Raw genomic sequence first — 24514 nt, 5'->3', positions numbered from 1 at the left:
CGCACATGACGAGCATCCGCAAGGACGCATTCCAGCCAGGTCCCATCGGGCAGACTCCCGCCATGAAGACTGCGGAACACATCGAGACGCTCGACGAGGAGGGCCGCCTCCTCGCCGACGCCGCCGAGACGGCGGGCACCTCCGCCAAGGTGCCGACCTGCCCAAGCTGGGCCGTACGGGACCTGCTGCGACACGTAGGCATGGTGCATCGCTGGGCCACGGCGTTCGTCGCCGAGGGGCGCACGTCGTACCGCCCCGACGACGGTCTGCCGGACCTGGACGGCGCGGAGCTCATCACCTGGTTCCGTGAGGGCCACGGCCGGCTCGTCGGGACGCTGGCCGGCGCCCGGCCCGACGTGGAGTGCTGGACGTTCCTGCCCGCGCCGTCGCCGCTGGCGTTCTGGGCGCGGCGGCAGGCGCACGAGACGACCGTCCACCGGGTGGACGCGGAGTCCGCGCTGGCCGGGACGCCCGGCGTCATCCCCGCGGAGTTCGCGGTCGACGGCATCGAGGAACTGCTGCTCGGCTTCCACGCGCGCGGCCGGAGCAAGGTGCGGTCGGACACCCCGCGCCTGTTGCGCGTGCGGGCCACCGACGCCGGCCGGTCATGGACCGTACGGATCTCGCAGGAGCCGCCGGTCACCGAGCGGGACGGGGCGGGCGAGGCCGACTGCGAGCTGTCGGGTCCCGCGGCTCGGCTCTATCTGTCGCTGTGGAACCGGCTGCCGTTCCCGAGCCTCACCGGCGACGCCTCACTGGCCGCACTGTGGCGGGAGCGGTCGGGGGTCACCTGGAGCTGACGACAGGCCGGGCAGCCAGGGGAAATCAGCCCTGAGCGCGATCGGCGAGCATCCGCCCCAGTACCGCGCGCTGCAACGGCCGGACCTCCGTGTGCAGGTCGCGGCCCTTCCGCGTGAGGCAGACCCGTACGCCGCGGCGGTCCTCGGGGCACATGCCGCGCTCCAGGAGGCCGTCCTTCTCCAGGCGGCCGATCAGGCGCGACAGGGCGCTCTGGCTGAGATGGACCTGAGCGGCGATCTCCTGCACGCGGAAGGAGGAACTGCCGTCCTCCGCCGTGCTGTCGGCCAGGACGTCGAGCACCTCGAAGTCGCTGGCGCCCAGGCCGTGCTGATGCAGCTCACGATCGAGCTCGCACATGGTGCGCGCATGCACCGCAAGGATGTCCCGCCACTGTTCCACGAGGCCGGGCTCGGCCTTTTTCGCCGCCATAACCGCACCGTAGCAGAAAAGACGGGCATTGTTGCATCGGAATTAAATGCACTTGCAGTCAATGCATATGCATGTAGTCTGCTCCGCATGACCTCTCCGCTCACCAACACCCCTGCGTCCCAGGAGCGTTGGTCCCCCCGTCTGTGGGGCACACTGCTCGTCCTCTGCGCCGCGATGTTCCTCGACGCACTCGATGTGTCGATGGTCGGAGTCGCCCTGCCGTCCATCGGCTCGGAGCTCGACCTGTCGACGTCGACGCTGCAATGGATCGTCAGCGGCTACATCCTCGGCTACGGCGGCCTGCTGCTGCTCGGCGGTCGCGCGGCCGACCTGCTCGGCCGGCGCCGGGTGTTCCTGATCGCCCTCGGCGTCTTCGCCCTCGCGTCCCTGCTCGGCGGGCTCGTCGACTCCGGGCCGCTCCTGATCGCCAGCCGCTTCATCAAGGGCCTCAGCGCCGCGTTCACCGCGCCGGCCGGCCTGTCCATCATCACCACCACGTTCGCCGAGGGCCCGCTGCGCAACCGCGCGCTCTCCATCTACACGACCTGCGCCGCCACCGGCTTCTCCATGGGCCTCGTCCTGTCCGGCCTGCTGACCGAGGCCAGCTGGCGCCTGACCATGCTGCTGCCCGCGCCGATCGCCGTGATCGCGCTGCTCATCGGCATCAAGCTCATCCCGCACAGCGAACGCGAGAAGAACCACCGCGGCTACGACATCCCCGGCGCCATCACCGGCACCGCGTCGATGCTGCTCCTCGTGTTCACCGTCGTCCAGGCACCGGAGGCGGGCTGGGCCTCGGCCCGCACCCTGCTGTCCTTCCTTGCCGTCGCCGTGCTGCTCGCGGTCTTCGTCTCCATCGAGCGCCGCTCCCCCGGCCCGCTGATCCGCCTCGGAGTGCTGCGCTCCGGCTCACAGATCAGGGCGCAGCTCGGCGCGATGGCGTTCTTCGGCTCGTACGTCGGCTTCCAGTTCCTGGTCACCCTGTACATGCAGTCCCTGCTCGGCTGGTCGGCGCTGCACACCGCGCTGGCGTTCCTGCCGGCGGGCGCCCTCGTGGCGCTCTCCTCGACGAAGGTCGGCGCGATCGTCGACCGGTTCGGCACCCCGCGCCTCATCGCGGTCGGCTTCACCTTCATGGTGATCGGCTACGCGCTGTTCCTGCGCATCAACCTCGACCCGGTCTACGCGTCCGTCATCCTGCCGACGATGCTCCTGATCGGCGCGGCCTGCGCCCTGGTGTTCCCCTCGCTCAACATCCAGGCCACGAACGGCGTCCACGACGACGAACAGGGCATGGTCTCGGGCCTGCTCAACACCTCCGTGCAGGTCGGCGGCGCCATCTTCCTCGCCGTCGTGACGGCTGTGGTCACCGCGAACTCCGGCGAGGGCTCGTCCCCGCAGGCCGTACTCGACAGCTTCCGGCCCGGTCTCGTCGTCGTCACCGCGATCGCGCTGGCGGGCCTGCTGATCACCCTCACCGGACTGCGGACGCGGCGTCCGCAGGGCACGGTCCTGATCGCGAAGTCGGTTCCGGAGGAGGAGTCGGTGCGGGAGGAAGCGGCGCAGGAGGGGTTGGCTCAGGAGGGGGCGGACGCCGCGCGCACGGAGCGCGTCGCGGTCCACGACTGACCCACGGATCCTCGACCCGACCTCACACGCTCGACCCGACCACACAAGGGTGCGCCCGGCCGGCAGTCCCCTGCCCGCCGGGTACACCCTTGTGTCAGTGGCGTGGGTCCGCTCAGCCGAGCCAGCCGGGCCGCACGAGGCCGGACTCGTAGGCGAGGACGACCAGTTGGGCCCGGTCACGCGCGCCGAGCTTCACCATGGTGCGGCTCACATGTGTCTTCGCGGTGAGCGGGCTGACGACGAGGCGGCGGGCGATCTCCTCGTTCGACAGGCCGATGCCGACCAGCGCCATCACCTCACGCTCGCGCTCGGTGAGCTGCCCGAGCGACCCGGCCGCCGCGGGCTCCTTGGAACGCGCCGCGAACTCGGCGATCAGACGGCGGGTCACCCCCGGCGAGAGGAGCGCGTCCCCGTGCACCACCGCCCTCACGGCGCGCAGCAGTTCCTCGGGCTCGGTGTCCTTGACGAGGAACCCGGAGGCTCCGGCACGGATCGCCTCGAAGACGTACTCGTCCAGTTCGAAGGTGGTCAGCATGACCACCTTCACGGTTTCCAGCGCGGCGTCGTCGCTGATGCGGCGGGTCGCCGCGAGCCCGTCGAGGACCGGCATCCGGATGTCCATCAGGACGACGTCGGGCCGCAGTTCGCGTACGAGGCGCACCGCCTCGTCGCCGTCGGAGGCCTCCCCCGCGACCTCGATGTCGCTCTGCGCGTCGAGCAGCGCCCGGAATCCGGCGCGGACGAGCGACTGGTCGTCGGCGAGCAGTACGCGGATCAACGGTTCTCCTCCGTCGGCGTGAACGGCAGTTCGGCCAGCACCCGGAAGCCGCCGTCGGGCCGCGGTCCCGCCTCGATCGTGCCACCCAGCGCGGCGGCCCGCTCACGCATTCCCGCGAGGCCGTTCCCGCTGCCGCCGGCCGCCTCATGGCTCGCCGGCCCGTCGTCGTCGATGCGCAGGGACAGCGCGGTCTCCATGTACCGCACCTCTACGCGCGCGTTGCGCGACTCGGAATGCCGTACGACGTTGGTGAGCGCCTCCTGTACGACGCGGAACGCGGCGAGGTCGGCGCCGGGCGGCAGCGCGGCGCGGGATCCTTCCGTGGCGATGTCGACGGTGAGGCCCGCGCTCGCGGCCTGCTCCACCAGTTCCGGGAGCCGGTCGAGACCCGGGGCGGGGGCGCGCGGCGCGTCGCCCGGGGTCCGCAGGGTGTCGAGTACCTGGCGGACCTCGCCCAGCGCCTCCTTGCTCGCGGACTTGATGGTGGTGAGGGCGGTACGCGCCTGCTCGGGGTCGGAGTCGAGCAGCGCCAGACCCACGCCCGCCTGGACGTTGATGACCGAGATGGAGTGCGCGAGCACGTCGTGCAGCTCCCGCGCGATCCGCAGGCGCTCCTCGTCCGCGCGCCGCCCGGCGGCCTTCTCCCGCTCGGCGCGCTCCTTCGCCCACTGCTCGCGACGCGTTCTGACCAGCTCGGAGAAGGCGACGATCGCCAGGACCCACGCGGCGATGAAACCCTCCTGCCCCCAGGACGCGGCGTCGTCCCCCGACGGCGGCAGATACGCGTACAGCCAGTGCGCCACGAGGACATGCCCCACCCAGAACATGCCGACCGCCGCCCACGCGGCTCTGCGGTGCCCCGCGACGATCGCGGCGTAACAGCCCACGGCCACGATGATGAAGACCGGCCCGTACGCGTAGCCCGCGCCGAGGTAGACCGTCGCGCAGCCCGCCGTGCCGAACGCCACGAGGACCGGGTACCGCTGACGCCACAGCAGGAGGACGCCGCCCGCGAGCAGCAGCACGCGGGCGAACACGTCGATGTCGGCCCGATCGGTCTGGGCATGCGCCGCGAAGGTCGAGCCGACGAGGACGAACGCGGTGATCAGGACGGTGGACCGCCAGGGCCAGCGCGGCCCCTGTCCCGCGCCGCCCCACCAGGGCGGCCCGTGGTGACCGCGCCGGGCGGCACCGGCCGCCGTCCAGGGCGGCCCGTAGCGCCTGAGGTGCGGCGGACCCGCCCAGGTCCGGGGCGGGCCGTCGGCCCCGCGTACGTGCTGCTCGTCCATGACCGCAACGCTAGACGCCGCACGCCGTCACGGGCGTCAGCCGGGCGTGGTGACCACACCTACTCCCCGGGGAGTAGGCGACGCGGTTCGGGCGGCGCGCGTCACGCCCGGGCAACGACTTTCACTCTCGGGCCGGGGCATGTCATTCCCGGGGCAGCACCAGGCCCACGCCGTGGGCGAGCTGTGTCGCGGCGTGCGTGAAGAAGGTGGCACGGTCCTCCACGACCCGGTTGAACTGGCCGAACAGCTCGAAGCCGATCAGGCCGAACAGCTGCGCCCAGGCGGCGACGAGCGCGGCCACCACGGCGGGCGGCAGGTCGGGGGCCAGGTCGGCGCCCAGCCGCTCGGCCTCGGGCCGCAGCTCCTCGGGGAGCGGCGGCTCCGCGATCCCGCGGCCCTGATAGGCGTCGCGGACGATGCCGAAGAACAGCAGCCCGATGCGCGACGCGGCCGGGACGGTTGTCATCGGCGCGGTGTATCCGGGTACGGGCGAGCCGTAGATGAGCGCGTACTCGTGCGGGTGGGCGAGCGCCCAGGCGCGGACGGCTTCGCTGACGGTGACCCAGCGGCGCACCGGCGCGATCGCTCCCGCCTTGCTGTCGGCGCTCTTCGCCGCCTTCTTGAGCAGGGCGGCGTCCGCCTGCTCGGCCGCCTTGCCGATGGAGTCGTACGCGTCGATGATGAGCGCCGTCAGGAGGTCGTCGCGGCTGGGGAAGTAGCGGTAGAGCGCCGAGGAGACCATGCCCAGCTCGCGGGCGACGGCGCGCAGGGACAGCTTGGCGGCGCCCTCGGCCGCGAGCTGTCTGCGGGCCTCGTCCTTGATGGCGGCGGTGACTTCTTCCCGTGCCCTGGCCCTGGCTCCTCGTGTGGTGCTCATATGGGCAGTGTCCCACGCATTCGGAGCAGTGCACACGTTCCAGATCGATGCACGCGTTATGGATCGGTGCACTCATCTGGGAGCAGTGCACTCAGTGGCGAGCGGCGCACTCGGCGGCGGCGCAGAGAAAAGAGAGCACCGCTCTTGCTTTGGATCACCGATCTCGTGCACACTGATCTCAAGCGAGAGCAGTGCTCTCGCAACCGAGATCGAGACCGACTCCAGCGGCGCCCGCATCGCGCCACCCACACCCAGGAGAACCCCATGACCGCGAACGCCCAGTCCGGCTCGTCCTCCTCCCCCAGCCCCTACTACCTGAAGGGCAGCCGCCTCAACGTCCGGCTGAACGGCATGATCGGCTGGCTCGCGCGGCACGGCGTCAGCCTGATGGGGTCGGCCGAGCTCTCCGTGCGCGGCCGAAAGAGCGGCCAGATGCAGCGCATCCCGGTCAACCCGTACACGTACGGGGACGCGCAGTACATCGTCTCGGCCCGCGGGCACTCCCAGTGGGTGCGCAACATGCGCGTCGCCGGGAGCGGCGAGCTGCGCGTCGGGCGCAAGGTCCGTACGTTCACCGCGACCGAGGTGCCCGACAGCGAGAAGCTGCCGATCCTGCGCGGCTACCTGGAGAAGTGGGGCTGGGAGGTCAACCAGTACTTCCAGGGCATCACCGCCAAGTCGACCGATGAAGAGCTGACCGCGGCCGCGCCGGACCACCCGGTCTTCCTCATCACGGTCGAGAAGTAGCCTCCGGATCGTCGTCGACCGATGGCGCGGCCGAGGACGCGGCCGCCGGCCGGTCCATACGGCTCAGGACGCGACCCGCCATCGGATACGTCCTGACGATCTCGCCCAGCGTCGTCGAACCACGGGTGATGCGGGCGAACGCCTTCCACGCGGGCCGGAACCCGGTGATCGCCGCATGCAGCACCCCGGGCCTGCGCTCGAAGACCGTCAGCATCCGCTTGCCGACGCTCATCTCGACACCGAGGCCCGCCTTGACCGCGAACGCGTAGTTCAGAGCCTGCCGGCGCGCGTCCACCGCGTCGTGCGCCTCGGAGACGCGGACCGCCCACTCCCCCGCGAGACGACCGGAGCGCAGCGCGAACGAGATGCCCTCGCGGGTCCACGGTTCGAGAAGTCCCGCCGCGTCACCACAGACGAGTACGCGGCCGCGCGAGAGCGGCGAGTCGTCGGCGCGGCAGCGCGTCAGATGGCCGGAGGAGACCGACGGTTCGAAGCCGGCGAGGCCGAGCCGGGCGATGAAGTCCTCCAAGTACCGCTTCGTGGCGGCGCCCTCGCCTCGCGCCGAGATCACTCCGACGGTCAGGGTGTCCCCCTTGGGGAAGACCCAGCCGTAACTCCCGGGCATCGGGCCCCAGTCGATGAGGACGCGGCCCTTCCAGTCCTCGGCGACCGTCTCGGGCACGGGGATCTCCGCCTCGAGGCCGAGGTCGACCTGGTCGAGCTTCACCCCGACATGAGCCCCTATGCGGCTGGCACTGCCGTCCGCCCCGACGACGGCACGGGCCAGGATCGTCTCGCCGCCCTGGAGGATCACGGCGACCGTGCGACGGTCGGGCACGGCCGAACCGTGCTGCTCGACCCGCGCGACCGTCGCCCCCGTGCGCAGTTCGGCGCCCGCCTTCTGGGCGTGCTCGACGAGCTGGTGGTCGAAGTCGGCGCGGTTCACCAGGCCGAAGAGCATGTGCCGGGAGCGCCGGGTGCGGGTGAACCTCCCGTCCAGGGAGAACGTCACCGCGTCGATCCGGTCCCGGAACGGCAGCTCGAACCCCGGGGGCAGCGCGTCCCTGGAGGGACCGATGATGCCGCCGCCACATGTCTTGTACCGGGGCAGTTCCGCCTTCTCCAGAAGGAGGACGCTGCGTCCGGCGACCGCTGCCGCGTAGGCGGCGGAGGCGCCCGCGGGACCGGCGCCCACGATGACGACGTCCCAGACCTGCCCGCCGCCACCGGCGTCCGCCGCATGCCCGCCCGTACCGTTGCCGCCCGCCGAGTTCTCGCTGCTCACGATGGTCTACTGCTCCCGATCCAGCCGCCTGCCGCACCTTTCCCAGGCATCCTACGGCGGTGCCCTGCCAACCCCCTGTGGGAGGATCGGCGCTGCATGCCCTGTGCACGAAACGCTCACGCACACCAGCCGACGGCGGACCCGCACGGACGCGTGCGAAAGCCGCATACGTATACACACGTGCAACGTCGCACCTACGAGGAGCGTTCCCATGTCACCGAATCCGATCGCCGAGACCGTCGCCTCGCTCATGCCCGGGGCCCGGACCGAGCTCGCCGAACTGGTGGCGTTCAAGTCGGTGGCGGACTTCGACCAGTTCCCGAAGAGCGAGAGCGAGGGCGCAGCGAACTGGGTGGCGGACGCGCTGCGCGCCGAGGGCTTCCAGGACGTCGCGCTGCTCGACACCCCGGACGGGACGCAGTCGGTCTACGGCTTCCTGCCGGGCCCCGAGGGCGCGCCGACCGTTCTCCTGTACGCGCACTACGACGTGCAGCCGCCGCTGGACGAGTCGGCGTGGGTCACGCCGCCGTTCGAGCTGACGGAGCGCGAGGACGGCCGCTGGTACGGCCGCGGCGCCGCGGACTGCAAGGGCGGGGTCCTGATGCACCTGCTCGCGGTGCGGGCGCTCAAGGCCAACGGCGGTGTCCCGGTGAACGTCAAGGTGATCGCCGAGGGTTCCGAGGAGCAGGGCACGGGCGGTCTCGAGCGGTACGCCGAGCAGCACCCGGAGCTGCTGAAGGCGGACACGATCGTCATCGGTGACGCGGGCAACTTCCGGGTCGGCCTGCCGACGGCCACGTCGACGCTGCGCGGCATGACGCTCATCAGGGTCCGGGTCGACACGCTCGGGGGCAATCTGCACTCGGGGCAGTTCGGCGGCGCGGCCCCGGACGCGCTCGCGGCGCTGGTAAGGATCCTCGACTCGCTGCGCGCGGAGGACGGCTCGACGACGGTCGACGGGCTCGCGACCGACGCCGCGTGGGACGGTCTCCAGTACGACGAGGGTCAGTTCCGCAAGGACGCCAAGGTCATCGACGGTGTCGAGCTGATCGGTTCGGGCACGGTCGCCGACCGCATCTGGGCCCGCCCCGCCGTCACCGTCCTCGGCATCGACTGCCCGCCGGTCGTCGGCGCGACGCCGTCCGTGCAGGCCGGGGCGCGCGCCCTGATCAGCCTGCGGGTACCGCCGGGCACGGACGCCGCGGAGGCGTCGAAGCTCCTCGTCGCGCACATCGAGTCGCACACCCCGTGGGGCGCCCGCGTCCAGGTCGAGCAGATCGGGCAGGGCCAGGCGTTCCGCGCGAACACCGACAGCCCGGCGTACGCGGCGATGGCGGAGGCGATGAGCGTCGCCTACGACGGTCAGGAGATGCAGTACGCGGGCCAGGGCGGCTCGATCCCGCTGTGCAACACGCTGGCGTCGCTGTACCCGGAGGCGGAGATCCTGCTGATCGGCCTGAGCGAGCCCGAGGCGCAGATCCACGCGGTGAACGAGAGCGTGTCGCCGCAGGAGCTGGAGCGCCTCTCGGTCGCCGAGGCCCTGTTCCTCCAGAAGTACGCCGCGATCTGAGCCGCGCGGTCGTCACCTTCGCCCCGGGCGGAACTCTCTTCTGCCCGGGGCGTAGCCGTGTCCCCCGGACAGCCGCCGGTCCCTACGGTCGGCGTATGAGCATCTACGCCATCACCGATGTGATCGAGGTCGTCCCCCGCCTGCACCTGTTGCGCTTCCCGGTGGGGCAGGCCTATCTGTGGGACGACGGGGACGAGTTGACGCTGGTGGACGCGGGGGCCTCCGGCGCCGGGGCGGCGATCGCCGACGCCGTACGCGCGCTGGGCAGGCATCCGCGCGAGGTGCGCCGGATCGTCCTGACCCACTTCCACGAGGACCACGCGGGCGGCGCGGGTGAGTTCGCGGCGCTCAGCGGGGCGGTGGTGTGGGCGCACCGGCTCGACGCGCCGTTCGTACGCGGTGAGCGTCCGGGGCCTGCCCCGGAGTTCGAGGACTGGGAGCGCCCGCTGCACGCCGAGGCGCTGAAGCTGCTCCCGCCCCCGCCGGCGGACCCTGTACTGCCGTGTGACGTACGGGAGTTGGCGGGCGGTGAGGTGCTCGACTTCGGCGGTGGCGCCCGCGTCGTCGCGGTGCCCGGGCACACGGACGGCAGCATCGCGCTCCATCTGCCCCATCACGGTGTGCTGTTCACGGGTGACGCCGTGGCGGCGTCCCCGCTGGACGGGCAGGTCATGCTGGGCGTGTTGAACCTCGACCGCCGCCGGTCCGTCGAGTCGTTCCGCACCCTGGCCTCGCTCGACTCCGACGTGGCGTGCTTCGGGCACGGCGACCCCGTGACGAGCGGGTCGGCGGCGGTCCTGCGCACGGTGGCCGCACGCCTGGACGCCGCGTAGTCACCCTCGTACGGCGTCAGCCCACCGGCACTCCGGCCTCCAGGTAGAGGGCGGCACCGCGCTCCCGTGCCCGCAGCGCCCAGCGCAGGCGCTCGTACCGCACGGGAGGCAGGAGTCCGGCGGCCTCCTGCTCGGTGACGAACCGCCAGCCGCGCAGTTCCGGGCCCGGAAGGATCACGCGTCGGGCCTCGGCGCCGTCGAGACGCCCACCGTCGAAGAGCAGCCGCAGGCCGCCGTACGCGGGTGGTGCGGGGGCCTCCCAGTCGACGACGAGCAGGCCGGGCAGCTCGGGGAGCTGGATCCCGGTCTCCTCGGCGACCTCCCGTACTCCGGCCCTGGCGGGGGCTTCTCCGGGTTCCACAACGCCGCCGGGGAACTCCCAGCCGGCCTTGTACGTGGGGTCGACGAGCAGGACGCGGTCGTCCTCGTCGAAGAGCAGTACGCCCGCGGCGACGGTCTCCCCGGTGGGCTCGGGTGTCTGCACGATGTCGCAGGGCTCGACGGCGCCGGTGCGCACGGCCTCGGCGATGTGGCCGGCCGCCTCGTACGCATTGAGTGCGCTGGTGTCGACGGGGTGAGCGTCTGCGGTGAGCCAGGTGGCCAGCGCCGTGCGGTAGGCCTCGATGTGGTCGTAGGACCACTGCCGGGCGCGTATCTCGCCGTCGGGTGTCTCGGGCGGTATCTCACGGCGGGCCATTCGCTCGCGCAGGATCGTTTCCGCCGGGGCGAGGAGCACATGGCGTACGGAGATCCTGCGGGCGGCGAGACCGCCAAAGATCTCGTCGCGGTGCTCCTGCCTGAGCAGGGTCGCCGGGACGACGAGAACGCCGCCCACCTCGGCGAGCAGCGCGGCCGCCGTGTCGACGACGAGCCGCCGCCAGATCCGCAGGTCCTGGATGTCGGTCACCTCGGCCAGCTGCTTGGCGGGCAGCAGCTGCGCCAGTTCCCCGCCGATCACATCGGGGTCGAAGAGCGTGCTGTTCGGGATCAGCTCGATCAGTTCCCGTGCGACGGTGGACTTCCCCGCACCGAAAGCACCGTTGATCCAGACGATCACGGTTCCCCCTCCTCTGTCGGCCCCCTGAGGCTTGCCCGCAACAGCGTGCGCCGGAAACCAGCACCTGATGGGGGCGCGCCTCGCGTACGCCTCGCGCACGTCACCGAGGTCCGCGAACCAGTCGCGAGGGCCGCTTAGGATCCGCTCCGTGGACCTTCCCGAAGAGTTGATTCGCCTGCAGCACGACGCCGACGACAAGGGCCGCACCCTGGAGCACCTCGATGCCGGGGAGCGCCAGGCGCAGCAGGAGGCCTGGTTGGAGGCGGCGGCCAAGATCGAGGCCGCGGTGACGACGTACGCGCAGGAGCAGGGCCTGAACCGGCACGACGTGGAGAAGACCCTGCGCCAGGCCGCCCGCCGGCGGCACTCCCAGAGCTGACGCCGGACGGTGTACGGGAGCGCTCCCCCCATGAGGTGTGCCCACGCGGCCGAGGGAATCCATGCGACAGGGTGAACATCGCGACGGCGGCACGGACGCGCCCCCGGGGCCTCCGGTCGCCTACGAGACCGGTGACTGCGTCGTCGTCGAACTGCGCGGCGAGGTCGACATCGTGACGCTCCAGGGCTCCGTCGCCCTGCTCGAGACGGTGGCGGCGGGCCCGGCCACCACCGTGGTGATCGACCTGACCCGCACGACATTCCTCGACTGCTCGGGCCTGACCCTCCTCCTGCGCACCCGCCGCCGCGTCGAGTCCCGCGGCGGCCACCTCAGACTGGTCTGCGACCAGCCCATGACGCTGCGCCTGCTGGAGGTGACGGGCCTGCTTCCACTCTTCGCCCCGGCCCCGACCGTCGAGGCGGCTACACGGCAGGACTGACAGAGCGGGCTGATACGGCCCGCCGGGCGGGCTATCCCTTGCTCGACCCCAGTGTGAGTCCCGCGGTGAAGTGCCTCTGCAGGAGCAGGAACACCAGGATCGTGGGGAGCGCCACGAGGACCGAACCGGCATCTAGCAAGCTGTAGTCGGTGAAGAGTTGGCCATCTACGTTGGCCAGCCTGGGGCAATGAGAGTAGTCGCCTGCTGCAGCGCTCTGACGCGTAAATAACAGCAGGTCGGAGTGGTTTTAGGCAGGGGTGTTCGCCCGGCGGTCATGGTGGTCGCCGGGTGGCTGGAGCCAGGGGGTTTCAGGCTGTGCGCTCCAGGGGGTTGAGGGTGACGGTGTAGCCGAGATCGTTGAGTGCGTTGATCGCGCGGCGGGTGGCGCGCTCAGGGTCACGACGGGTGAAGTAGTCGCCGCCGAGCTCGTGGTAGGGGATCCGGTCGGTGAGCATGTGCCAGATCGCGGTGATCATCGAGTGCTCGACGGCGACCAGAGCCCGCAGGGGGCCGCGCCGGGAGGTGAGCCGTTTGTAGCGGGCCTGCAGGTAGGTGTCCTTGGCCCGTACCGCGCTGAACGCGGCGATGCCCAGGGCGCCTTTGAGATACGGGTTGCCGGGGCGGACCTTGGTGTTTTTGGTGCGGCCGGCGGACTCGTGATGGCCCGGGCAGACACCGGCCCAGGAGGCGAGGTGCTTGGGTGAGGCGAAGCGGCTCATGTCCGCGCCGGTCTCGGCAACGATCACTTCGGCGGTGGCCCGGCTGACCCCTGGGATGGTGTCGAGCAGGTCGAGCGCGTCACGAAAGGGCGCCATCGCCTCCTCGATGCGCCGGTCCAACTCCGTGATGACCCGGGTGAGTTGGTCGTAGTTGTCCAGGTGGAGACGGGTCAGGAAGGCGTGATGCTCACGGAACCGGCCGGTCAGCGCCTCGGTGAGCTCGGGGATCTTGCTCCGCATCCGGCGCTTGGCCAGCTCCGCGAGGGCCTGCGGGTCACGCTCACCCTCGATCAGAGCCTCGAGCATGGCCCTCCCGGAGACACCCGTGATGTCGGAGGCGACCGAGGAGAGCTTGATCCCGGTGTCCTCCAGGAGTTTCTCCAGCCGTTGCACGATCTGGCCGCGCTCGCGGATCATCTGGGTGCGGGACCGGGTCAGATCCCGCAGTTCGCGCACCGGCTGGGGCGGCACGAACGAGGCCCGCAGCAGGCCGTGCGAGCCGAGCTGGGCCAGCCAGGCGGCATCGGAGACATCGGTCTTGCGCCCGGGCAGGTTCTTGGCCTGGCGCGCGTTGACCAGGATCACGTTCAGGTCCTCGGTCAGCAGGTAGTAGAACGGCTTCCAGTAGTCCGAGGTCGCCTCGATCACCACCAGGCTCACCCGCGCCGCGATCAGGTGCTCACGCAGGGCGAGGACCGCGTTCGTCGTCGCACCCCAGGTCGTGATCTCGCTGGTGAACGATCCGCGGCGCTTCGTACTCGGGGCGCGGACACACGCCTTGGCGTCCTTCTTGCTGATATCCAGACCCGCACAACGTTCGTGCAGCACATCCATGGTCCTGCTCCCTCCCGGACGGACAGTTCGGCTGCCGTTCCGGGAGGGCCAAGGTGAATCAGGAGTCTGACGCACGTGCTCACAGCAACACTCCACGGTTCTCGTGGACGGCCCCCAGCACCACGCTGACCAGCGAGCTCGCTGGCATCACAGAGCATTCGGTTTCGGCCGGAACGAACCCCACCAGCCTCCCGGCCGGCAACCACCCACAACACCGGCAGACGGGAGCATCTCCGGCGCGCGCCAGGACATTTACCACGCCCCCGGCGCGCACCGAAGGTGCGCTGGATCGCTGACCAGACATGAAGAGGTGCGATTGCTTGCCATTGAGTTCTATTAGCTGGTGACGGGAGAGATTCCTCCCGCTCCCCAGTCACTCCCCGGGGTGCCCAGAGCGGGCCCCGTAGGGGGCTTTTTGGGTCGAAGCGCTGTGAATGAACGCCAACCAGCCGATGAAGCTCGCCTGGGTGATCAGCAACGCCGTCGCACACTACGCCTGGAGCGTGCGTGGATTTCGACTGTCAGCCCTTGTGCACCACATCCGAGGCCCGCAGGCTCGGTGTGGACGCGTCGTCTGGCTCGACTGCTCGCACCGCGCCCGACGCACCGTCTTGACACACCCCCAACTCACGGTCGGCCTGGGCCATTCCGGCGCGGGCGGCCCGGCGCAGCTCGCGTGTCCGGGGCATCGCCCGCAGCGCCACGTAGAGCACCGGAACAGCAAGCACGATGAGGAGGGTTCCCGCGAACGGATGCGCCCCGGCCCAGTGGGCGAAGCGCACGAAGAGCAGCAGGCCGGCGCAGAACACGGCCCCGATCAGTGCGAGGGCGACCACCAGCACGCTCAGGCGGTCGCCCCCGCCACGGGCGGGGGCGCGCAACTGGTCCTGGGGCGCGCACCTGTTCACGCTGTCGGGCTCGCGTGTCACCACTGAATCTCCTCGTCCGTCAGTGAACGTCGTGGGGAGACAGGTACCCCGGGAAGCCCCGCCCATGATCGACTACTTGCGAGTGCACCACGCCGCGTAGGACCGGGGTGTGAGCACGTGCTCAGCGTCGACGCGATGTTCTGGTACGCGCCCAGCCACCGGCTCCCGCCAGATGGAGAGCCAGAGCGGTGAGTCCGAGGAGCATGACGTTCACGGACGAGAAGGCGTCGTTCGTCGCGATGTCGGCGGCGTTGATCAGGAATGCCAGGAAGAACAGCACGGCAGAGGCGATGGCAAACATGGGAACTCCTGTTCCTAGTCGTTGTCGCCCGTGTGCCCGCTTTCGTGTTCCGTACTGCTTCCCGGGTAGCCGCAACGTGAGCGGCGACGCGATGTGGCCGCTCTTGGCGAACGACACCTTGGAGGCGTCATGCCCGGCATTCTCGACCGGATCAAGCAGTACAGCCGTAGTCCGCAAGGCCGGCGGGCCATCGCGACGGCGCGCAGGACGGCCGCAGACCCCCGCAAGCAGGCTCAGGCTCGCGCGTGGCTCGACCGACTGCGGCGTCGCTGAGCGACGACGATGTCGCGCTTCAGGAACGGTAGCCGCACATGACGAAACAGCGCAGATGACTCCCAGTATCCGAGTCGCCTGCGCTGCCGCAGCCCCGCGTACGCCACCGCGAGGGGTCCGGGTGTAGGCGGTCGGGTGTGGACGTGCGTCATCGGCCTGTACTCGGCCTCGTTCCTGGCACGGTGCGTTGCCGTACGACGTGTGCGGCACCAGCTTCCGGGTAGTTGGCGCCGCATGGAACCCGAACCTCGCCTGCGGCAGCACTCATGGGGCTGGAATCTGGTACGCGCCTTTGTCATGGCGGTTGGTTTCGTCTGCATGGTGGCGTTCGCCGTCGCGCTGGCGAAGGTCACACTCGTCCCGTCACCTGCGTCAGTACCGTTGACCCACACCAACCTGCACCCCGGCAGCTCGATTCGGCTCTACTTCAACCAGCCTGACTGGCGAGACACGATCAAGCAGGTGGGAGGAAACGTCGTTCTGGGAGTGCCGTTCGGATTCCTGCTGCCGGTGATCTTCCCACGCACACGGGGCCTCGTCCGAGTGGTACTCATGACGGCGTTCGTGATGCTCACCGTGGAGATCGCCCAAGGACTGCTGGTCTCCGGCCGGGCATTCGACATCGACGATGTGATCCTCAACACGGCGGGCGCCTTCCTCGGGTATCTCGTCCTCGGCCGCAGGCTCGGCCGAGCGTTGCATCCGCGCCGCGTCCACTGGTGGCGCCCGCGCACCGAATCGGCCGACGAACCAGCTCGGGACGCCACCGTCAAGAAGAGCCGGAACCGTTGGATGTGGGCCTGGCGTAAAAGCGATGCTCGCCCCACGGCGGGCACCAAAACAAACGCCAAGACAAAGACCAAGAAAACGACCAGGAAGCAAACTGCGCCGAAGCGTCTCCGCAAGAGGATTTCCGCGTTGCTGCGGGCCAAGCGCCCCTGATTTGCTACGCCGCCCGCCGCGATAGGCGCTCCTCCCTGAGGCACTGGTGAAGCCTCCCCTTGAGTGCGGATACCTGGAGGCTGGGAGGTGTGGGCTCAGAAGCAGCGCCAGGTGTGGGGCAATTGCACGAAGCGGTACTCGGAGGAGTTCAAGCGGGATGCGATCGCGCTCGTGGCCTCCTCGGGCTGAACGATGACCTGCGAACGCCCTGACAGCGATCCGTACACCAGCACCGGCCACCGCCGCACCCGCAAAGTCCGACGATCCACTGCCCGCCAGGCCAGTCCAGGACCTTCGCCGTGACGTCCTGGGAGTCCTTGCCCGCGCTCCCGCGCCCGCTTCCCTTCTCCCCGGCCGCGTACGACAGCACGGAGTAGGCGACGAACCCGTAAAAGACGCAGCGGCCTGCGGCCATCGCCCTCTTGCTCGCCTTCTGGCCGTCGGGCCCCGCTTGCCCAAAGGCCGCTTCGTTCAGCCGCCACAGAGCCATCCCCACCAGCGCTGTGCCGAGCAGCCACAGCAGAACCGCGCCAAAGGGCTTCTCAGCGATCTCGGCAATGGCACCACCCCGGTCTGCCTGCTCACCGCCTCCGTCCGAGAAGGCGATCCTTAGCTAGAGCAGACCAATGACTATGTAGATGACCGGACCCCACGGGCCACGAAGCCCGCACGAGCTGCGTCCGAAACTGCCGTGCTGTTCACCGCGCGCAGGACCTGTCTGCGCCCGCGTGCCGTTACCGATCCGGTTGCCATGCGCGCCCTCTGCCCACAGTGGGGTATGCGATCCCTGGATCAGGCCCTTTGCTTTTGTCCTCCCGCTCATCGTCGAGGAAGGTGCATCTATGACACACACGCAGAGCGCTCCCGCAGGCCCCACCGGAACGACCGACATCGTCAGCTCATCTTCCTCGGGGAGCGCGGGAGAGGAGGACATCAAGGCCATCCTTGATGAGCGGGCCCGGCGCGCCAGACGTCGGCTGGAGAGACTCATAGGAGTAGCGGCGACCGAAGGCAACGCGCTGGTCCCGCTGCGCAACGGCGACGAGATCTTCACAGCGATGCTGGACGGCATCAGCTCCGCGCGGCACACCGTAGACATGATGACGTTCGTGTACTGGAAGGGCGAGATCGCCCAGCGGTTCGCCTACGCACTGGCGGACCGGGCGCGGGAGGGGGTGCGGGTGCGCCTTCTGCTGGACGGTTTTGGCAGTCGGCTCATCGAGAAGGATCAGCTGGAGGTGATGGAGCGGGCCGGTGTGCAGGTGGCCTGGTTCCGCAAGCCGCTCTATCTGTCACCGCTGAAGCAGAATCACCGCTGTCACCGCAAGGTCCTGGTCGTCGATGAGGAGACCGCGTTCACCGGCGGGGTCGGTATCGCCGAGGAGTGGTGCGGCGACGCCCGCACTCCGGACGAGTGGCGCGACACCCACGTGCAGGTGCGCGGTCCCGCCGTGGACGGGCTGGCCGCCGCTTTCGCCCAGAACTGGGCCGAGTGCCACGACGAACTCTTCGATGACCGCGACCGGTTCATCAACCACGCCCCGCAGGGCGAAGCCGTCGTGCAGGTGGTGCGGGGCTCGGCCAGTTTCGGCTGGCAGGACATGCAGACACTGCTGCGCGTGGTGATCGAGTCTGCGGAGGAACGGATTCGGCTGACCACCGCCTACTTCGCGCCTGATGCGTTCTTCATCGAGCTGCTGTGCGCCGCCGCACGCCGCGGCGTCGAGATCGAGATCCTGCTCCCGGGCCCACACACCGACAAGAGGGTCTGCCAGCTGGCCGGCCAGCGCTACTACGAAGACCTCACCGCCTGCGGCGTAAAGGTCTTCCAATATCAGCCGACGATGCTGCACACCAAGGTCATCACCATCGACAGAACCATGGCACTGGTCGGTTCGACGAACTTCAACCGCCGCTCCCTAGACCACGACGAAGAGGTCATGCTCGCCGTCCTGGACCAGACGTTCACCGCCAAGCTCGATGGCCATTTCACCGAGGATCTCGAGCGCAGCGAGCACATCAGGCCCGGACGCTGGAAGCGCCGTTCGGCCCTCCAGCGCGCCAGGGAAGCAGCTGTCGTACCCATCCGGCGCTTCCTCTGACCCGCCAGACCCGTCACCGCGCCAGTCCCACGCCGGCCAACTGCACCACCCGTGAGGGCTGAAGCCCTTTTTCCCGGCACGTGGGTCTCAGCGTGCCCCAGCCCCGGCCGAGTTGCTGGACCGGGCCCATCGCTTCGCGGGGTTGTCGGCGCCACGAGCGAAATCCCGGAAGGGACCACACAGCGTTTCCCCCGGCTCGAGATCCGATCAAAGCCTTGCAGACTTCGTCCACAAGGGCGCCGAGGTCCCACGGCGCCACAGCCAATTGGTCCCTGAAACCGAGCGTCGCACCAACACCGTCTGAGGTGAGACGTGCGAGGACCTTGTCCTCCTGGCCGAGAGGAATTCCTCCTTCTCAAAGGTCACCCCGCAGCGAGTGGCGGGGAGGACCGAATCACGCGACAGCGGTGGGGCGGACTCCTTGGGAGAGTCCGCCCCACCGCTGTCGCGTCATTCGGTCGGCTAGTGCTTGCCGACATCCTTGATCTTCTCCTTGGCCTCCCGGGCGTCGCCCTTCTTGCGCTCTGCGCTGCCCTCGACGGTCAGACGTTCGTTGCCGACAGTGCGTCCCGCGCTCTCCTTGGCGGCGCCTGTGACCTGTTCGGTCTTGGCCTTGGCCTTCTCGTTGGCAGTCAAGTCCGCTCACACTCCCTTGGCTTGGACATCATGTGCTGTCAGCTCGCGTGGCCACGGATCAGCAGCGCAAACATGAGTGGCAGCGAATTTCCCGGATGGATAACCACGGCATCCGATGCATGACCAGTGCGGGCAAGGGAATTCAGCGAGCGACCACGACGCGATCAAATACCCTTGCCCCTATGAAACAAACGCGTCTTTCATGCGTTTGCGTTGGTGAGACGAGGACACATGGCGGTCAGGAGGTCGATAACGATGGTTCCCCTGATTCTTGTTCTTCTTCTGGCTCTGATCCTCTTCGGCGCGGGCTTCGCGTTGAAGGCCCTGTGGTGGATCGCGGTCATCGTCCTGGTGCTGTGGCTGCTCGGCTTCGTGATCCGTCCGGCGGCGAGCGGCGGCCGCAAGGGCCGCTGGTACCGATGGTGATCACCGCCGACTGAAGACGGCCCGCGGCGGATGCAGCACTGCCGCCAGGGCGATGGACTGAGGGGTGGCCCCCGACCTGGGACGGTCGGGGGCCACCCCTCTGTCCGAGGTGCCGTCCTTGTACTGGATAACGTCGACGCTCTTCCTTTGGGCGGGTAGGGGGAGTGTTGTGCGACGGGTCGGGCAGGTGCGATAACACGGCGGCGCACCTTCCGATTGACGAGTTCGCAGAACGACACAGAGAGGGGCTGAGATCTTCATGGCCACTCACACGGCGCCCGAGATCCAGGAGATGGGCTGTCACGACGCGCGCGCCGAGGTCAGGGCGGTTGTGGAAACCGCCTGCCGGCTGCGCTCAGGCCAGGCCAGACGTTTTCGTGAGGATGCCCTGCTGGTGGCCGGCGAGTTGACGTCCAACGCGATCCTGCACGGCGGCGGGCTCACCCGGTTCGATGCCCGCATCGAAGACGGAGCCCAGCTGGTGCAGGTGAGCGACCACAGCATGACGGCACCTCACCTCGTACGCCACAACCCCGGAATGCCCGGCGGCTTCGGCTGGATGATCACCCAGCGCCTCGCCTCGCACGTCTCCGTCGACATCCAGCCCGACGGCAAGACCATCACAGCCGTCCTCGCCCTGCCGTAGAGCACAGGTCGCTCATCACCGGACGACCGGAAGGAGCTAGCGGCCTCCGCATGCATGATCGTCTCCATGCCGGGTAGTCGCGCCAGCACGGGGAGCGGCAGACAAGCTCGGAACAACCGAGAGGGGCGGGTGCATGATCACCGTAACGACGCAGGAGAAGATCCAGGCCACTCAGGCTCAGGAGGACCTCGTCGAGCGGGCTTACGCCGACCCCTCTTCCATCGCGCCGAAGGATGCGCGAGAGATCGGCAAGCGATTCTTCGGCCGGCTCGGGCAGCTGGAGGAAGGCACCCACGAGTATCAGTACGTGCGCAACTGCCTGATCGAGATGAACCTCTCCCTGGTGCAGTACGCGGCTTCCCGGTTCCGTCACCGCGGCCAGGAGGAGATGGAAGACATCGTTCAGGTCGGCACGATCGGCCTGATCAAGGCGATCGACCGGTTCGAACTGACCCGTGAGGTCGAGTTCGCGACGTTCGCCGTCCCCTACATCACCGGTGAGATCAAGCGGTTCTTCCGCGACACCAGCTGGGCCGTGCACGTGCCGCGCCGCCTCCAGGAAGCTCGTATCGAACTGTCCAAGGCCACCGAGGAGCTGCGCACCCGCCTGGGCCGCAACCCCTCCACGGCCGAGCTGGCGGAGCTGATGCAGCTGGAGCCGTCCGAGGTCGCCCAGGCGCAGATGGCCTCCAACGGCTACAACGCCTCCTCCCTGGACGCCTCGGTGATGAGCGCAGGTGACGAGTCCGACGCCGCGCTGGCCGATTTCATCGGCTTCGAAGAGGACTCCTACGAGCTCATCGACAACTTCCACTCCCTGGCCCCCCTCATCGCCGGCCTCGACGAGCGTGAACGCACACTGATCCATCTCCGCTTCGTCGAGGAGCAGACCCAGTCGCAGATCGGCGAAGCGCTCGGTGTCTCGCAGATGCACGTCTCCCGCCTCATCACCCGCGTGGTGGCGAAGCTCCGCACCGGCCTGATGACCACCAACTAGTCCAGCCCCGCTCCTCATGAACGCACCCGGCCCTCCTCCACCACAAGTGCCGGAGGGCGGGGTGCGTGCGGGGCGCGCTGCGCGTCAGGGTGCTGCGCATGACGTCAGGCGGAGGGAAAGTACGTCTTGATCAGCAGGAACGTGTGGCGGTGATCACGCCGTTCGGTGACGTGGACCTGCACCATCTCGCCGACGTCAGGGAGTCAGCCCCACCAATGCAGCTCGGATCTCGCCAGATTCTCCCCAGACCTCTGGCTCGTCGACTCCGCCGGACCTGGTGGTGCCTCTGAAGAGGCCGTGTCGTCGCCCCTGGACGGGCCCGAACCGCCAGACGGCGTCGATGGTCTGGCGGCCTGAGCGTCCGGAAGGACCAGGTCAGACGGCTACCCCTTGCTCGACCCCAGTGTGAGTCCCGCGATGAAGTGCCTCTGCAGGAGCAGGAACACCAGGACCGTGGGGAGCGCCACCAGGACCGAACCGGCGGCCAGCAAGTTGTAGTCCGTGAAGAATTGGCCGCGGAGGTTGTTGAGGGATGAGGTGATCGGGAGTTTGTCGGGGTTCGAGATGAAGATCAGGGCCCAGAGGAAGTCGTTGTAGATCCAGGTGAATTCGAGCGTGCCGAGCGCCGCGAGTGCCGGTCGGCACAGTGGCAGCGTGATGCGCCAGAACTGCGTCCACAGCCCCGCGCCGTCGACGATCGCCGCCTCGAGGATCTCCTGGGGAAGTGTCCGCATGAAGTTCGCCAGCACGAAGACGCAGAATCCCAGCTGGAATCCGATGTTGACGATGATCACGGCCCAGTACGAGTCGTACATCGTCAGTGAGTCCGACATCCACCAGGGCAGCGGAATCTTCAGGAAGAGGACGTACAGGGGGGTGACGAGGACCTGGGGTGGCAGCAGGTTTCCCGCCGTGAAGAACATCAGGAGCACGATTCCGCCGCGGACCTTGATGCGCGACACCGCGAAGGCGACGAACGAGGCGAGAAAGAGCGTGATCAGAACGGCCGGGACCGCGATGACCAGGGTGTTCTTGAAATACTCGCCCATCCCCGAGTCGCTGAGGGCCTCGCGGTAGTAGTCGAACGACAGGTGTTCGGGCAGCGAGAAGTAGCCGTGCTGCGCCGTCTCCTCGTAGGGCCGCAAAGAGGCGTAGACCGCGAGCAGGAGCGGCGCGAGGAACGCCAGCGAGACGGCCATGAGGAAGATGTGCACCCCGAACCGGCCGCGCCGGCGCGGGTGTTCACCACGCCGGTCGCCGCCGGCCAGGGAGCGGCCCCGGGCGGCGGGGGACGTCGTACGGATGTCGGCGGTCATCGGTCGCGCGCACCTCGCAGCTCTTGGACCAGGAACGTCACGATGAATCCCAGGGAGACCGTGAGGAGGACGACTGCGATGGCCGAGCCGAAGCCGATGCGGCTGGCCTCGCCGATGACGTTGTCCGTGATGAGGACGGACAGCAGCTCCAGGCCGTTGCGGCCCTTGTTCACGGCGTACACGATGTCGAAGGCCCGCAGCGACTCGATGACGGTGATGACGCCGACGATGACGTTGACGGGGCGAAGCGTCGGGAAGACGACGCGGAAAAAGGTCTGGCGGGCGTTCGCGCCGTCGATCGCCGCGGCTTCTTTCAGCGTCGGGTCGACGGATTTGAGGCCGGCGAGATAGAGGATCATCACGTATCCGGTGTGCCGCCAGCTCGCGGCCAGCATCATCATCCAGATGTTGAGGTCGGAGTCGCCCAGCCAGTCGATCGGATTCTCGTGGTTGTTGAGAATGGTGTTGACGACGCCCTGGTCGGTGCCGAGGATCAGCTGCGCCATGAATCCGACGACGGCCAGTGAGAGCACGACCGGCATGTAGAGCGTCGACTGGTAAAAGCGGCTGAAGCGCACGCCCCGGTCGATGAGCACGGCGAGCAAGAGGCCGAACGGCGTGGCGATCAGGCCGAGAAAGGCGAGCCACAGGAGGTTGTGGCGCACGGCCGGCCAGAACGGCGGATAGTTGTCGACGAGGTTCCGGTAGTTCTCTCCACCGACCCAGTGGATGTCGCCGATGCCGTCCCACGACGTGAAGGACAGGCCGATGGAGGCGAGCGTGGGACCCCAGATGATGACGATGTCGAGCAGTACGGGTATTCCCAGGAGCACGACGAGAACGGCGAGGTCACGGCGTGTGAAACGCCGCGACCTCCGCCGCCCTGCGCGCCGCGCGGTCTTCAGCGCCACGGAACGCATTCCCCCACTACTCAGCTGACGGCGGACGAGAAGATTTCCTTCTTCTGCCGCTCGATCCGGTTGACGAGGCCGTCGATGTCGTTCGGATTTCCGATGAAGTCCTGGAGCGCCTTGATCATCACGGTCTGCGCGAAGTCGGGCCGGGTGTCGCGGTCCATGAACTGCGATATCTGCTTGGCACCGGAGACGAGTTCGGCCGACTTCTTCTGCAGCGGGGTGTACTTGGACGTGTCGGCGCCGTCGTTCACGGCGACGTTGTTCGGGTCGCCGGCGAGGTAGATGTCCTCGGCCCCGGGAGTGCCGAGGTATTTGAGGAGCGCCTTGCCCGCTTCGACGTTCTTGGCCTTCTTCGCGATCAGAAAGCCGTCGATGGGAGCCTCCACCGCGTCCTGCCCGTACTGGGGGTCGATCTCCGGGAACGCGAAGAAGTCGATGTCCGCGCGTTCGTTCTCCGGGAACTGCTGGCCCGGGTGCGGCATTCCGAAGACGGCCATGCCGGTCTGGCGCTTCTGCAGGCCTTGAGCGGCCTCCTCCCAGGTCCGGCCGAGCGCGCCCTTCTGGTAGTACGGCATGAGTTCACGCCAGAGGTCGAACACCTTCTTGACCTTGGTGTCGGTCCAGGCTTCCGTACCCGCCATGAGGCCCTTGTGGAAGTCGTATCCGTTCAGGCGCATGTTGATGTAGTCGAAGGTGCCCATCGCGGGCCAGCCGTCCTTGTCGCAGAACGCGACCGGGGTGCCGTCCTTGTGCATCTGCTTCGCCAGGGCGATGAAGTCGTCCCAGTTCTTGGGCTGTTCGTAGCCCTGCTTCTCGAAGAGGCTCTTCCGGTGGAAAACGGCCCACGGGTAGTAGTAGTAGGGCACGAAGTACTGCTTGCCGTCGTGCGTGGACTGGTCCTTGAGCGCCTGCGAGAAGCCCTTGAAGCCCTTCCAGACGTCGTCGACGTCCGTCAGGAGGCCCTTCTCGGCGAAGTACTGCATGCGGTAGCCGGCGAACCACATGAAGACGTCGTCCGGGGTGCCCTGGAGATAGCGCGTGATGTTCGTCTGGAACTCGTTGTGATCCGTGGTGTTGACGTCGACCTTCTTGCCGGACTTCTTCTCGTACGCCGTGAAAGCCGCCGCGAACGCCTTCTTCGGCACCGCGTCCGAGGAGTTGGACCCCACGGTGACGGTCTTCTTGTCGCCGCCCGGGCCGTCCCCGCACGCCGTGAGTAGTGCCGGAAGCGTGAGCGCACCGGCGCCCACCGCCGCGCCCCGCAGGAGACCCCGACGGGACATCCGATGTCCTGTCGCGCTCCCGGGCGTGCCAGAACCGTAGAACGATGACTGTGCCATGTCCCCCTCCTGGGGCCGCAACC

Annotated in this window: 25 protein-coding genes and 3 pseudogenes; 13 read left to right on the top strand and 15 right to left on the bottom strand. The window is 68.7% G+C overall.

The window, feature by feature from the left end:
- Positions 1–62 precede the first annotated feature (62 nt).
- Entirely contained in the window at positions 63–800 is a 738-nt protein-coding gene (locus OG456_RS33225; RefSeq protein ID WP_266567504.1) for a maleylpyruvate isomerase family mycothiol-dependent enzyme, read from the top strand.
- A gap of 25 nt (positions 801–825) precedes the next feature.
- Here the strand turns inward: OG456_RS33225 and OG456_RS33220 are convergent, their stop codons facing one another.
- Complete coding sequence (locus OG456_RS33220) at positions 826–1230, bottom strand: MarR family winged helix-turn-helix transcriptional regulator (RefSeq protein WP_266567502.1); 405 nt, start codon at positions 1228–1230, stop codon at positions 826–828.
- An 87-nt stretch (positions 1231–1317) separates the two neighbouring features.
- Between OG456_RS33220 and OG456_RS33215 the strand changes: the two genes are divergently transcribed.
- A complete protein-coding gene (locus OG456_RS33215) occupies positions 1318–2859 on the top strand; it encodes an MFS transporter (protein ID WP_266567500.1) in 1542 nt (513 codons plus the stop codon).
- Positions 2860–2971: 112 nt separating this feature from the next.
- Here the strand turns inward: OG456_RS33215 and OG456_RS33210 are convergent, their stop codons facing one another.
- The 3 genes from OG456_RS33210 to OG456_RS33200 form a co-directional block, all read right to left on the bottom strand.
- On the bottom strand, positions 2972–3637 hold the full coding sequence (locus tag OG456_RS33210) for a response regulator transcription factor (RefSeq protein WP_266567498.1): 666 nt from the start codon (positions 3635–3637) through the stop codon (positions 2972–2974).
- Positions 3634–4926 (bottom strand): sensor histidine kinase, encoded by a 1293-nt coding sequence (locus OG456_RS33205; RefSeq protein ID WP_266567496.1) that lies wholly within the window; start codon positions 4924–4926, stop codon positions 3634–3636. The genes OG456_RS33210 and OG456_RS33205 overlap by 4 nt, the downstream gene beginning before the upstream one ends.
- Positions 4927–5068: 142 nt before the next feature.
- A complete protein-coding gene (locus tag OG456_RS33200) occupies positions 5069–5803 on the bottom strand; it encodes a TetR/AcrR family transcriptional regulator (protein ID WP_266567494.1) in 735 nt (244 codons plus the stop codon).
- A gap of 264 nt (positions 5804–6067) precedes the next feature.
- Between OG456_RS33200 and OG456_RS33195 the strand changes: the two genes are divergently transcribed.
- Positions 6068–6550 carry a nitroreductase family deazaflavin-dependent oxidoreductase gene (locus OG456_RS33195; RefSeq protein ID WP_266567492.1) on the top strand — a complete coding sequence of 161 codons (483 nt, stop codon included), beginning with the start codon at positions 6068–6070 and terminating at the stop codon, positions 6548–6550.
- Here OG456_RS33195 and OG456_RS33190 read toward each other — a convergent pair.
- A complete protein-coding gene (locus OG456_RS33190; protein WP_266569513.1) occupies positions 6534–7748 on the bottom strand; it encodes a geranylgeranyl reductase family protein in 1215 nt (404 codons plus the stop codon). The genes OG456_RS33195 and OG456_RS33190 overlap by 17 nt on opposite strands.
- Before the next feature lie 298 nt (positions 7749–8046).
- Between OG456_RS33190 and OG456_RS33185 the strand changes: the two genes are divergently transcribed.
- Positions 8047–9405, top strand: a complete 1359-nt coding sequence (locus OG456_RS33185; RefSeq protein WP_266567490.1) for a dipeptidase — start codon at positions 8047–8049, stop codon at positions 9403–9405.
- A gap of 95 nt (positions 9406–9500) precedes the next feature.
- Positions 9501–10238: an MBL fold metallo-hydrolase gene (locus OG456_RS33180; protein WP_266567488.1), complete on the top strand. Its 738-nt coding sequence runs from the start codon at positions 9501–9503 to the stop codon at positions 10236–10238.
- Positions 10239–10254: 16 nt separating this feature from the next.
- Here the strand turns inward: OG456_RS33180 and OG456_RS33175 are convergent, their stop codons facing one another.
- The gene (locus OG456_RS33175) at positions 10255–11295 is read right to left on the bottom strand and encodes an NUDIX domain-containing protein (protein ID WP_266567486.1); all 1041 of its coding nucleotides are present in this window, start codon (positions 11293–11295) and stop codon (positions 10255–10257) included.
- Between the two features lie 148 nt (positions 11296–11443).
- On the opposite strand from OG456_RS33175, the gene OG456_RS33170 reads away from it, so the two are divergent.
- Together OG456_RS33170 and OG456_RS33165 are read left to right on the top strand one after the other, a co-directional pair.
- Positions 11444–11674, top strand: a complete 231-nt coding sequence (locus OG456_RS33170) for a hypothetical protein (RefSeq protein WP_266567484.1) — start codon at positions 11444–11446, stop codon at positions 11672–11674.
- A 61-nt stretch (positions 11675–11735) separates the two neighbouring features.
- Entirely contained in the window at positions 11736–12113 is a 378-nt protein-coding gene (locus OG456_RS33165) for an anti-sigma factor antagonist (RefSeq protein WP_266567482.1), read from the top strand.
- Positions 12114–12144: 31 nt separating this feature from the next.
- Here the strand turns inward: OG456_RS33165 and OG456_RS33160 are convergent.
- The 4 genes and pseudogenes from OG456_RS33160 to OG456_RS33145 all read right to left on the bottom strand — a co-directional run.
- Positions 12145–12291: pseudogene (locus tag OG456_RS33160) on the bottom strand (carbohydrate ABC transporter permease); the annotation flags it as partial.
- 130 nt (positions 12292–12421) lie between these two features.
- Positions 12422–13666 (bottom strand): IS110 family transposase, encoded by a 1245-nt coding sequence (locus OG456_RS33155; protein WP_266567480.1) that lies wholly within the window; start codon positions 13664–13666, stop codon positions 12422–12424.
- A 521-nt stretch (positions 13667–14187) separates the two neighbouring features.
- Positions 14188–14595, bottom strand: a complete 408-nt coding sequence (locus OG456_RS33150) for a hypothetical protein (RefSeq protein WP_266567478.1) — start codon at positions 14593–14595, stop codon at positions 14188–14190.
- Between the two features lie 121 nt (positions 14596–14716).
- Positions 14717–14896 carry a hypothetical protein gene (locus OG456_RS33145; RefSeq protein WP_266567476.1) on the bottom strand — a complete coding sequence of 60 codons (180 nt, stop codon included), beginning with the start codon at positions 14894–14896 and terminating at the stop codon, positions 14717–14719.
- A gap of 129 nt (positions 14897–15025) precedes the next feature.
- Between OG456_RS33145 and OG456_RS33140 the strand changes: the two genes are divergently transcribed.
- On the top strand, positions 15026–15169 hold the full coding sequence (locus OG456_RS33140) for a hypothetical protein (RefSeq protein ID WP_266567474.1): 144 nt from the start codon (positions 15026–15028) through the stop codon (positions 15167–15169).
- A 309-nt stretch (positions 15170–15478) separates the two neighbouring features.
- Positions 15479–15877, top strand: a pseudogene (locus tag OG456_RS33135) (VanZ family protein); the annotation flags it as partial.
- Between the two features lie 438 nt (positions 15878–16315).
- On the opposite strand, the pseudogene OG456_RS33130 reads toward OG456_RS33135, so the two are convergent.
- Positions 16316–16864: pseudogene (locus OG456_RS33130) on the bottom strand (DUF1206 domain-containing protein); the annotation flags it as partial.
- A gap of 89 nt (positions 16865–16953) precedes the next feature.
- Between OG456_RS33130 and OG456_RS33125 the strand changes: the two are divergent.
- A complete protein-coding gene (locus OG456_RS33125) occupies positions 16954–18213 on the top strand; it encodes a phosphatidylserine/phosphatidylglycerophosphate/cardiolipin synthase family protein (RefSeq protein WP_266567472.1) in 1260 nt (419 codons plus the stop codon).
- Positions 18214–18675: 462 nt separating this feature from the next.
- Here OG456_RS33125 and OG456_RS33120 read toward each other — a convergent pair whose 3' ends face one another.
- Positions 18676–18849 carry a CsbD family protein gene (locus tag OG456_RS33120; RefSeq protein WP_266567470.1) on the bottom strand — a complete coding sequence of 58 codons (174 nt, stop codon included), beginning with the start codon at positions 18847–18849 and terminating at the stop codon, positions 18676–18678.
- A gap of 255 nt (positions 18850–19104) precedes the next feature.
- Here OG456_RS33120 and OG456_RS33115 point away from each other — a divergent pair, with 255 nt between their 5' ends.
- From OG456_RS33115 to OG456_RS33105, 3 genes are all read left to right on the top strand, one after another.
- Positions 19105–19275, top strand: a complete 171-nt coding sequence (locus tag OG456_RS33115) for a hydrophobic protein (RefSeq protein ID WP_266567468.1) — start codon at positions 19105–19107, stop codon at positions 19273–19275.
- 259 nt (positions 19276–19534) lie between these two features.
- Positions 19535–19921: an ATP-binding protein gene (locus OG456_RS33110; RefSeq protein ID WP_266567466.1), complete on the top strand. Its 387-nt coding sequence runs from the start codon at positions 19535–19537 to the stop codon at positions 19919–19921.
- A gap of 133 nt (positions 19922–20054) precedes the next feature.
- On the top strand, positions 20055–20918 hold the full coding sequence (locus OG456_RS33105) for an RNA polymerase sigma factor SigF (protein ID WP_266567464.1): 864 nt from the start codon (positions 20055–20057) through the stop codon (positions 20916–20918).
- 383 nt (positions 20919–21301) lie between these two features.
- On the opposite strand, the gene OG456_RS33100 is transcribed toward OG456_RS33105, so the two are convergent.
- From OG456_RS33100 to OG456_RS33090, 3 genes are read right to left on the bottom strand one after another with little or no spacing between them, the layout of a single operon-like run.
- Positions 21302–22234: a carbohydrate ABC transporter permease gene (locus OG456_RS33100; RefSeq protein ID WP_266567462.1), complete on the bottom strand. Its 933-nt coding sequence runs from the start codon at positions 22232–22234 to the stop codon at positions 21302–21304.
- Positions 22231–23145: a carbohydrate ABC transporter permease gene (locus OG456_RS33095; protein WP_266567460.1), complete on the bottom strand. Its 915-nt coding sequence runs from the start codon at positions 23143–23145 to the stop codon at positions 22231–22233. Before OG456_RS33095 ends, OG456_RS33100 begins: the two co-directional genes overlap by 4 nt.
- A gap of 20 nt (positions 23146–23165) precedes the next feature.
- Complete coding sequence (locus OG456_RS33090) at positions 23166–24434, bottom strand: ABC transporter substrate-binding protein (protein WP_266567458.1); 1269 nt, start codon at positions 24432–24434, stop codon at positions 23166–23168.
- Between the last annotated feature and the right edge of the window lie 80 nt (positions 24435–24514).

It is taken from the genome of Streptomyces sp. NBC_01446 (genome assembly GCF_026340095.1).
In the GTDB taxonomy this organism is placed as follows: domain Bacteria; phylum Actinomycetota; class Actinomycetes; order Streptomycetales; family Streptomycetaceae; genus Streptomyces; species Streptomyces aureus.
Note: the sequence above shows the minus strand (reverse complement) of the source record. Positions and strands in the feature narration are given on the sequence as shown.

Coding starts and splice junctions, on each gene's coding strand:
- OG456_RS33225 (WP_266567504.1), top strand. CDS start 63: ATGAAGACTGCGGAACACATCGAGACGCTCGACGAGGAGGGCCGCCTC.
- OG456_RS33220 (WP_266567502.1), bottom strand. CDS start 1,230: ATGGCGGCGAAAAAGGCCGAGCCCGGCCTCGTGGAACAGTGGCGGGAC.
- OG456_RS33215 (WP_266567500.1), top strand. CDS start 1,318: ATGACCTCTCCGCTCACCAACACCCCTGCGTCCCAGGAGCGTTGGTCC.
- OG456_RS33205 (WP_266567496.1), bottom strand. CDS start 4,926: ATGGACGAGCAGCACGTACGCGGGGCCGACGGCCCGCCCCGGACCTGG.
- OG456_RS33200 (WP_266567494.1), bottom strand. CDS start 5,803: ATGAGCACCACACGAGGAGCCAGGGCCAGGGCACGGGAAGAAGTCACC.
- OG456_RS33195 (WP_266567492.1), top strand. CDS start 6,068: ATGACCGCGAACGCCCAGTCCGGCTCGTCCTCCTCCCCCAGCCCCTAC.
- OG456_RS33185 (WP_266567490.1), top strand. CDS start 8,047: ATGTCACCGAATCCGATCGCCGAGACCGTCGCCTCGCTCATGCCCGGG.
- OG456_RS33180 (WP_266567488.1), top strand. CDS start 9,501: ATGAGCATCTACGCCATCACCGATGTGATCGAGGTCGTCCCCCGCCTG.
- OG456_RS33165 (WP_266567482.1), top strand. CDS start 11,736: ATGCGACAGGGTGAACATCGCGACGGCGGCACGGACGCGCCCCCGGGG.
- OG456_RS33155 (WP_266567480.1), bottom strand. CDS start 13,666: ATGGATGTGCTGCACGAACGTTGTGCGGGTCTGGATATCAGCAAGAAG.
- OG456_RS33145 (WP_266567476.1), bottom strand. CDS start 14,896: ATGTTTGCCATCGCCTCTGCCGTGCTGTTCTTCCTGGCATTCCTGATC.
- OG456_RS33140 (WP_266567474.1), top strand. CDS start 15,026: ATGCCCGGCATTCTCGACCGGATCAAGCAGTACAGCCGTAGTCCGCAA.
- OG456_RS33125 (WP_266567472.1), top strand. CDS start 16,954: ATGACACACACGCAGAGCGCTCCCGCAGGCCCCACCGGAACGACCGAC.
- OG456_RS33115 (WP_266567468.1), top strand. CDS start 19,105: ATGGTTCCCCTGATTCTTGTTCTTCTTCTGGCTCTGATCCTCTTCGGC.
- OG456_RS33110 (WP_266567466.1), top strand. CDS start 19,535: ATGGCCACTCACACGGCGCCCGAGATCCAGGAGATGGGCTGTCACGAC.
- OG456_RS33105 (WP_266567464.1), top strand. CDS start 20,055: ATGATCACCGTAACGACGCAGGAGAAGATCCAGGCCACTCAGGCTCAG.
- OG456_RS33100 (WP_266567462.1), bottom strand. CDS start 22,234: ATGACCGCCGACATCCGTACGACGTCCCCCGCCGCCCGGGGCCGCTCC.
- OG456_RS33090 (WP_266567458.1), bottom strand. CDS start 24,434: ATGTCCCGTCGGGGTCTCCTGCGGGGCGCGGCGGTGGGCGCCGGTGCG.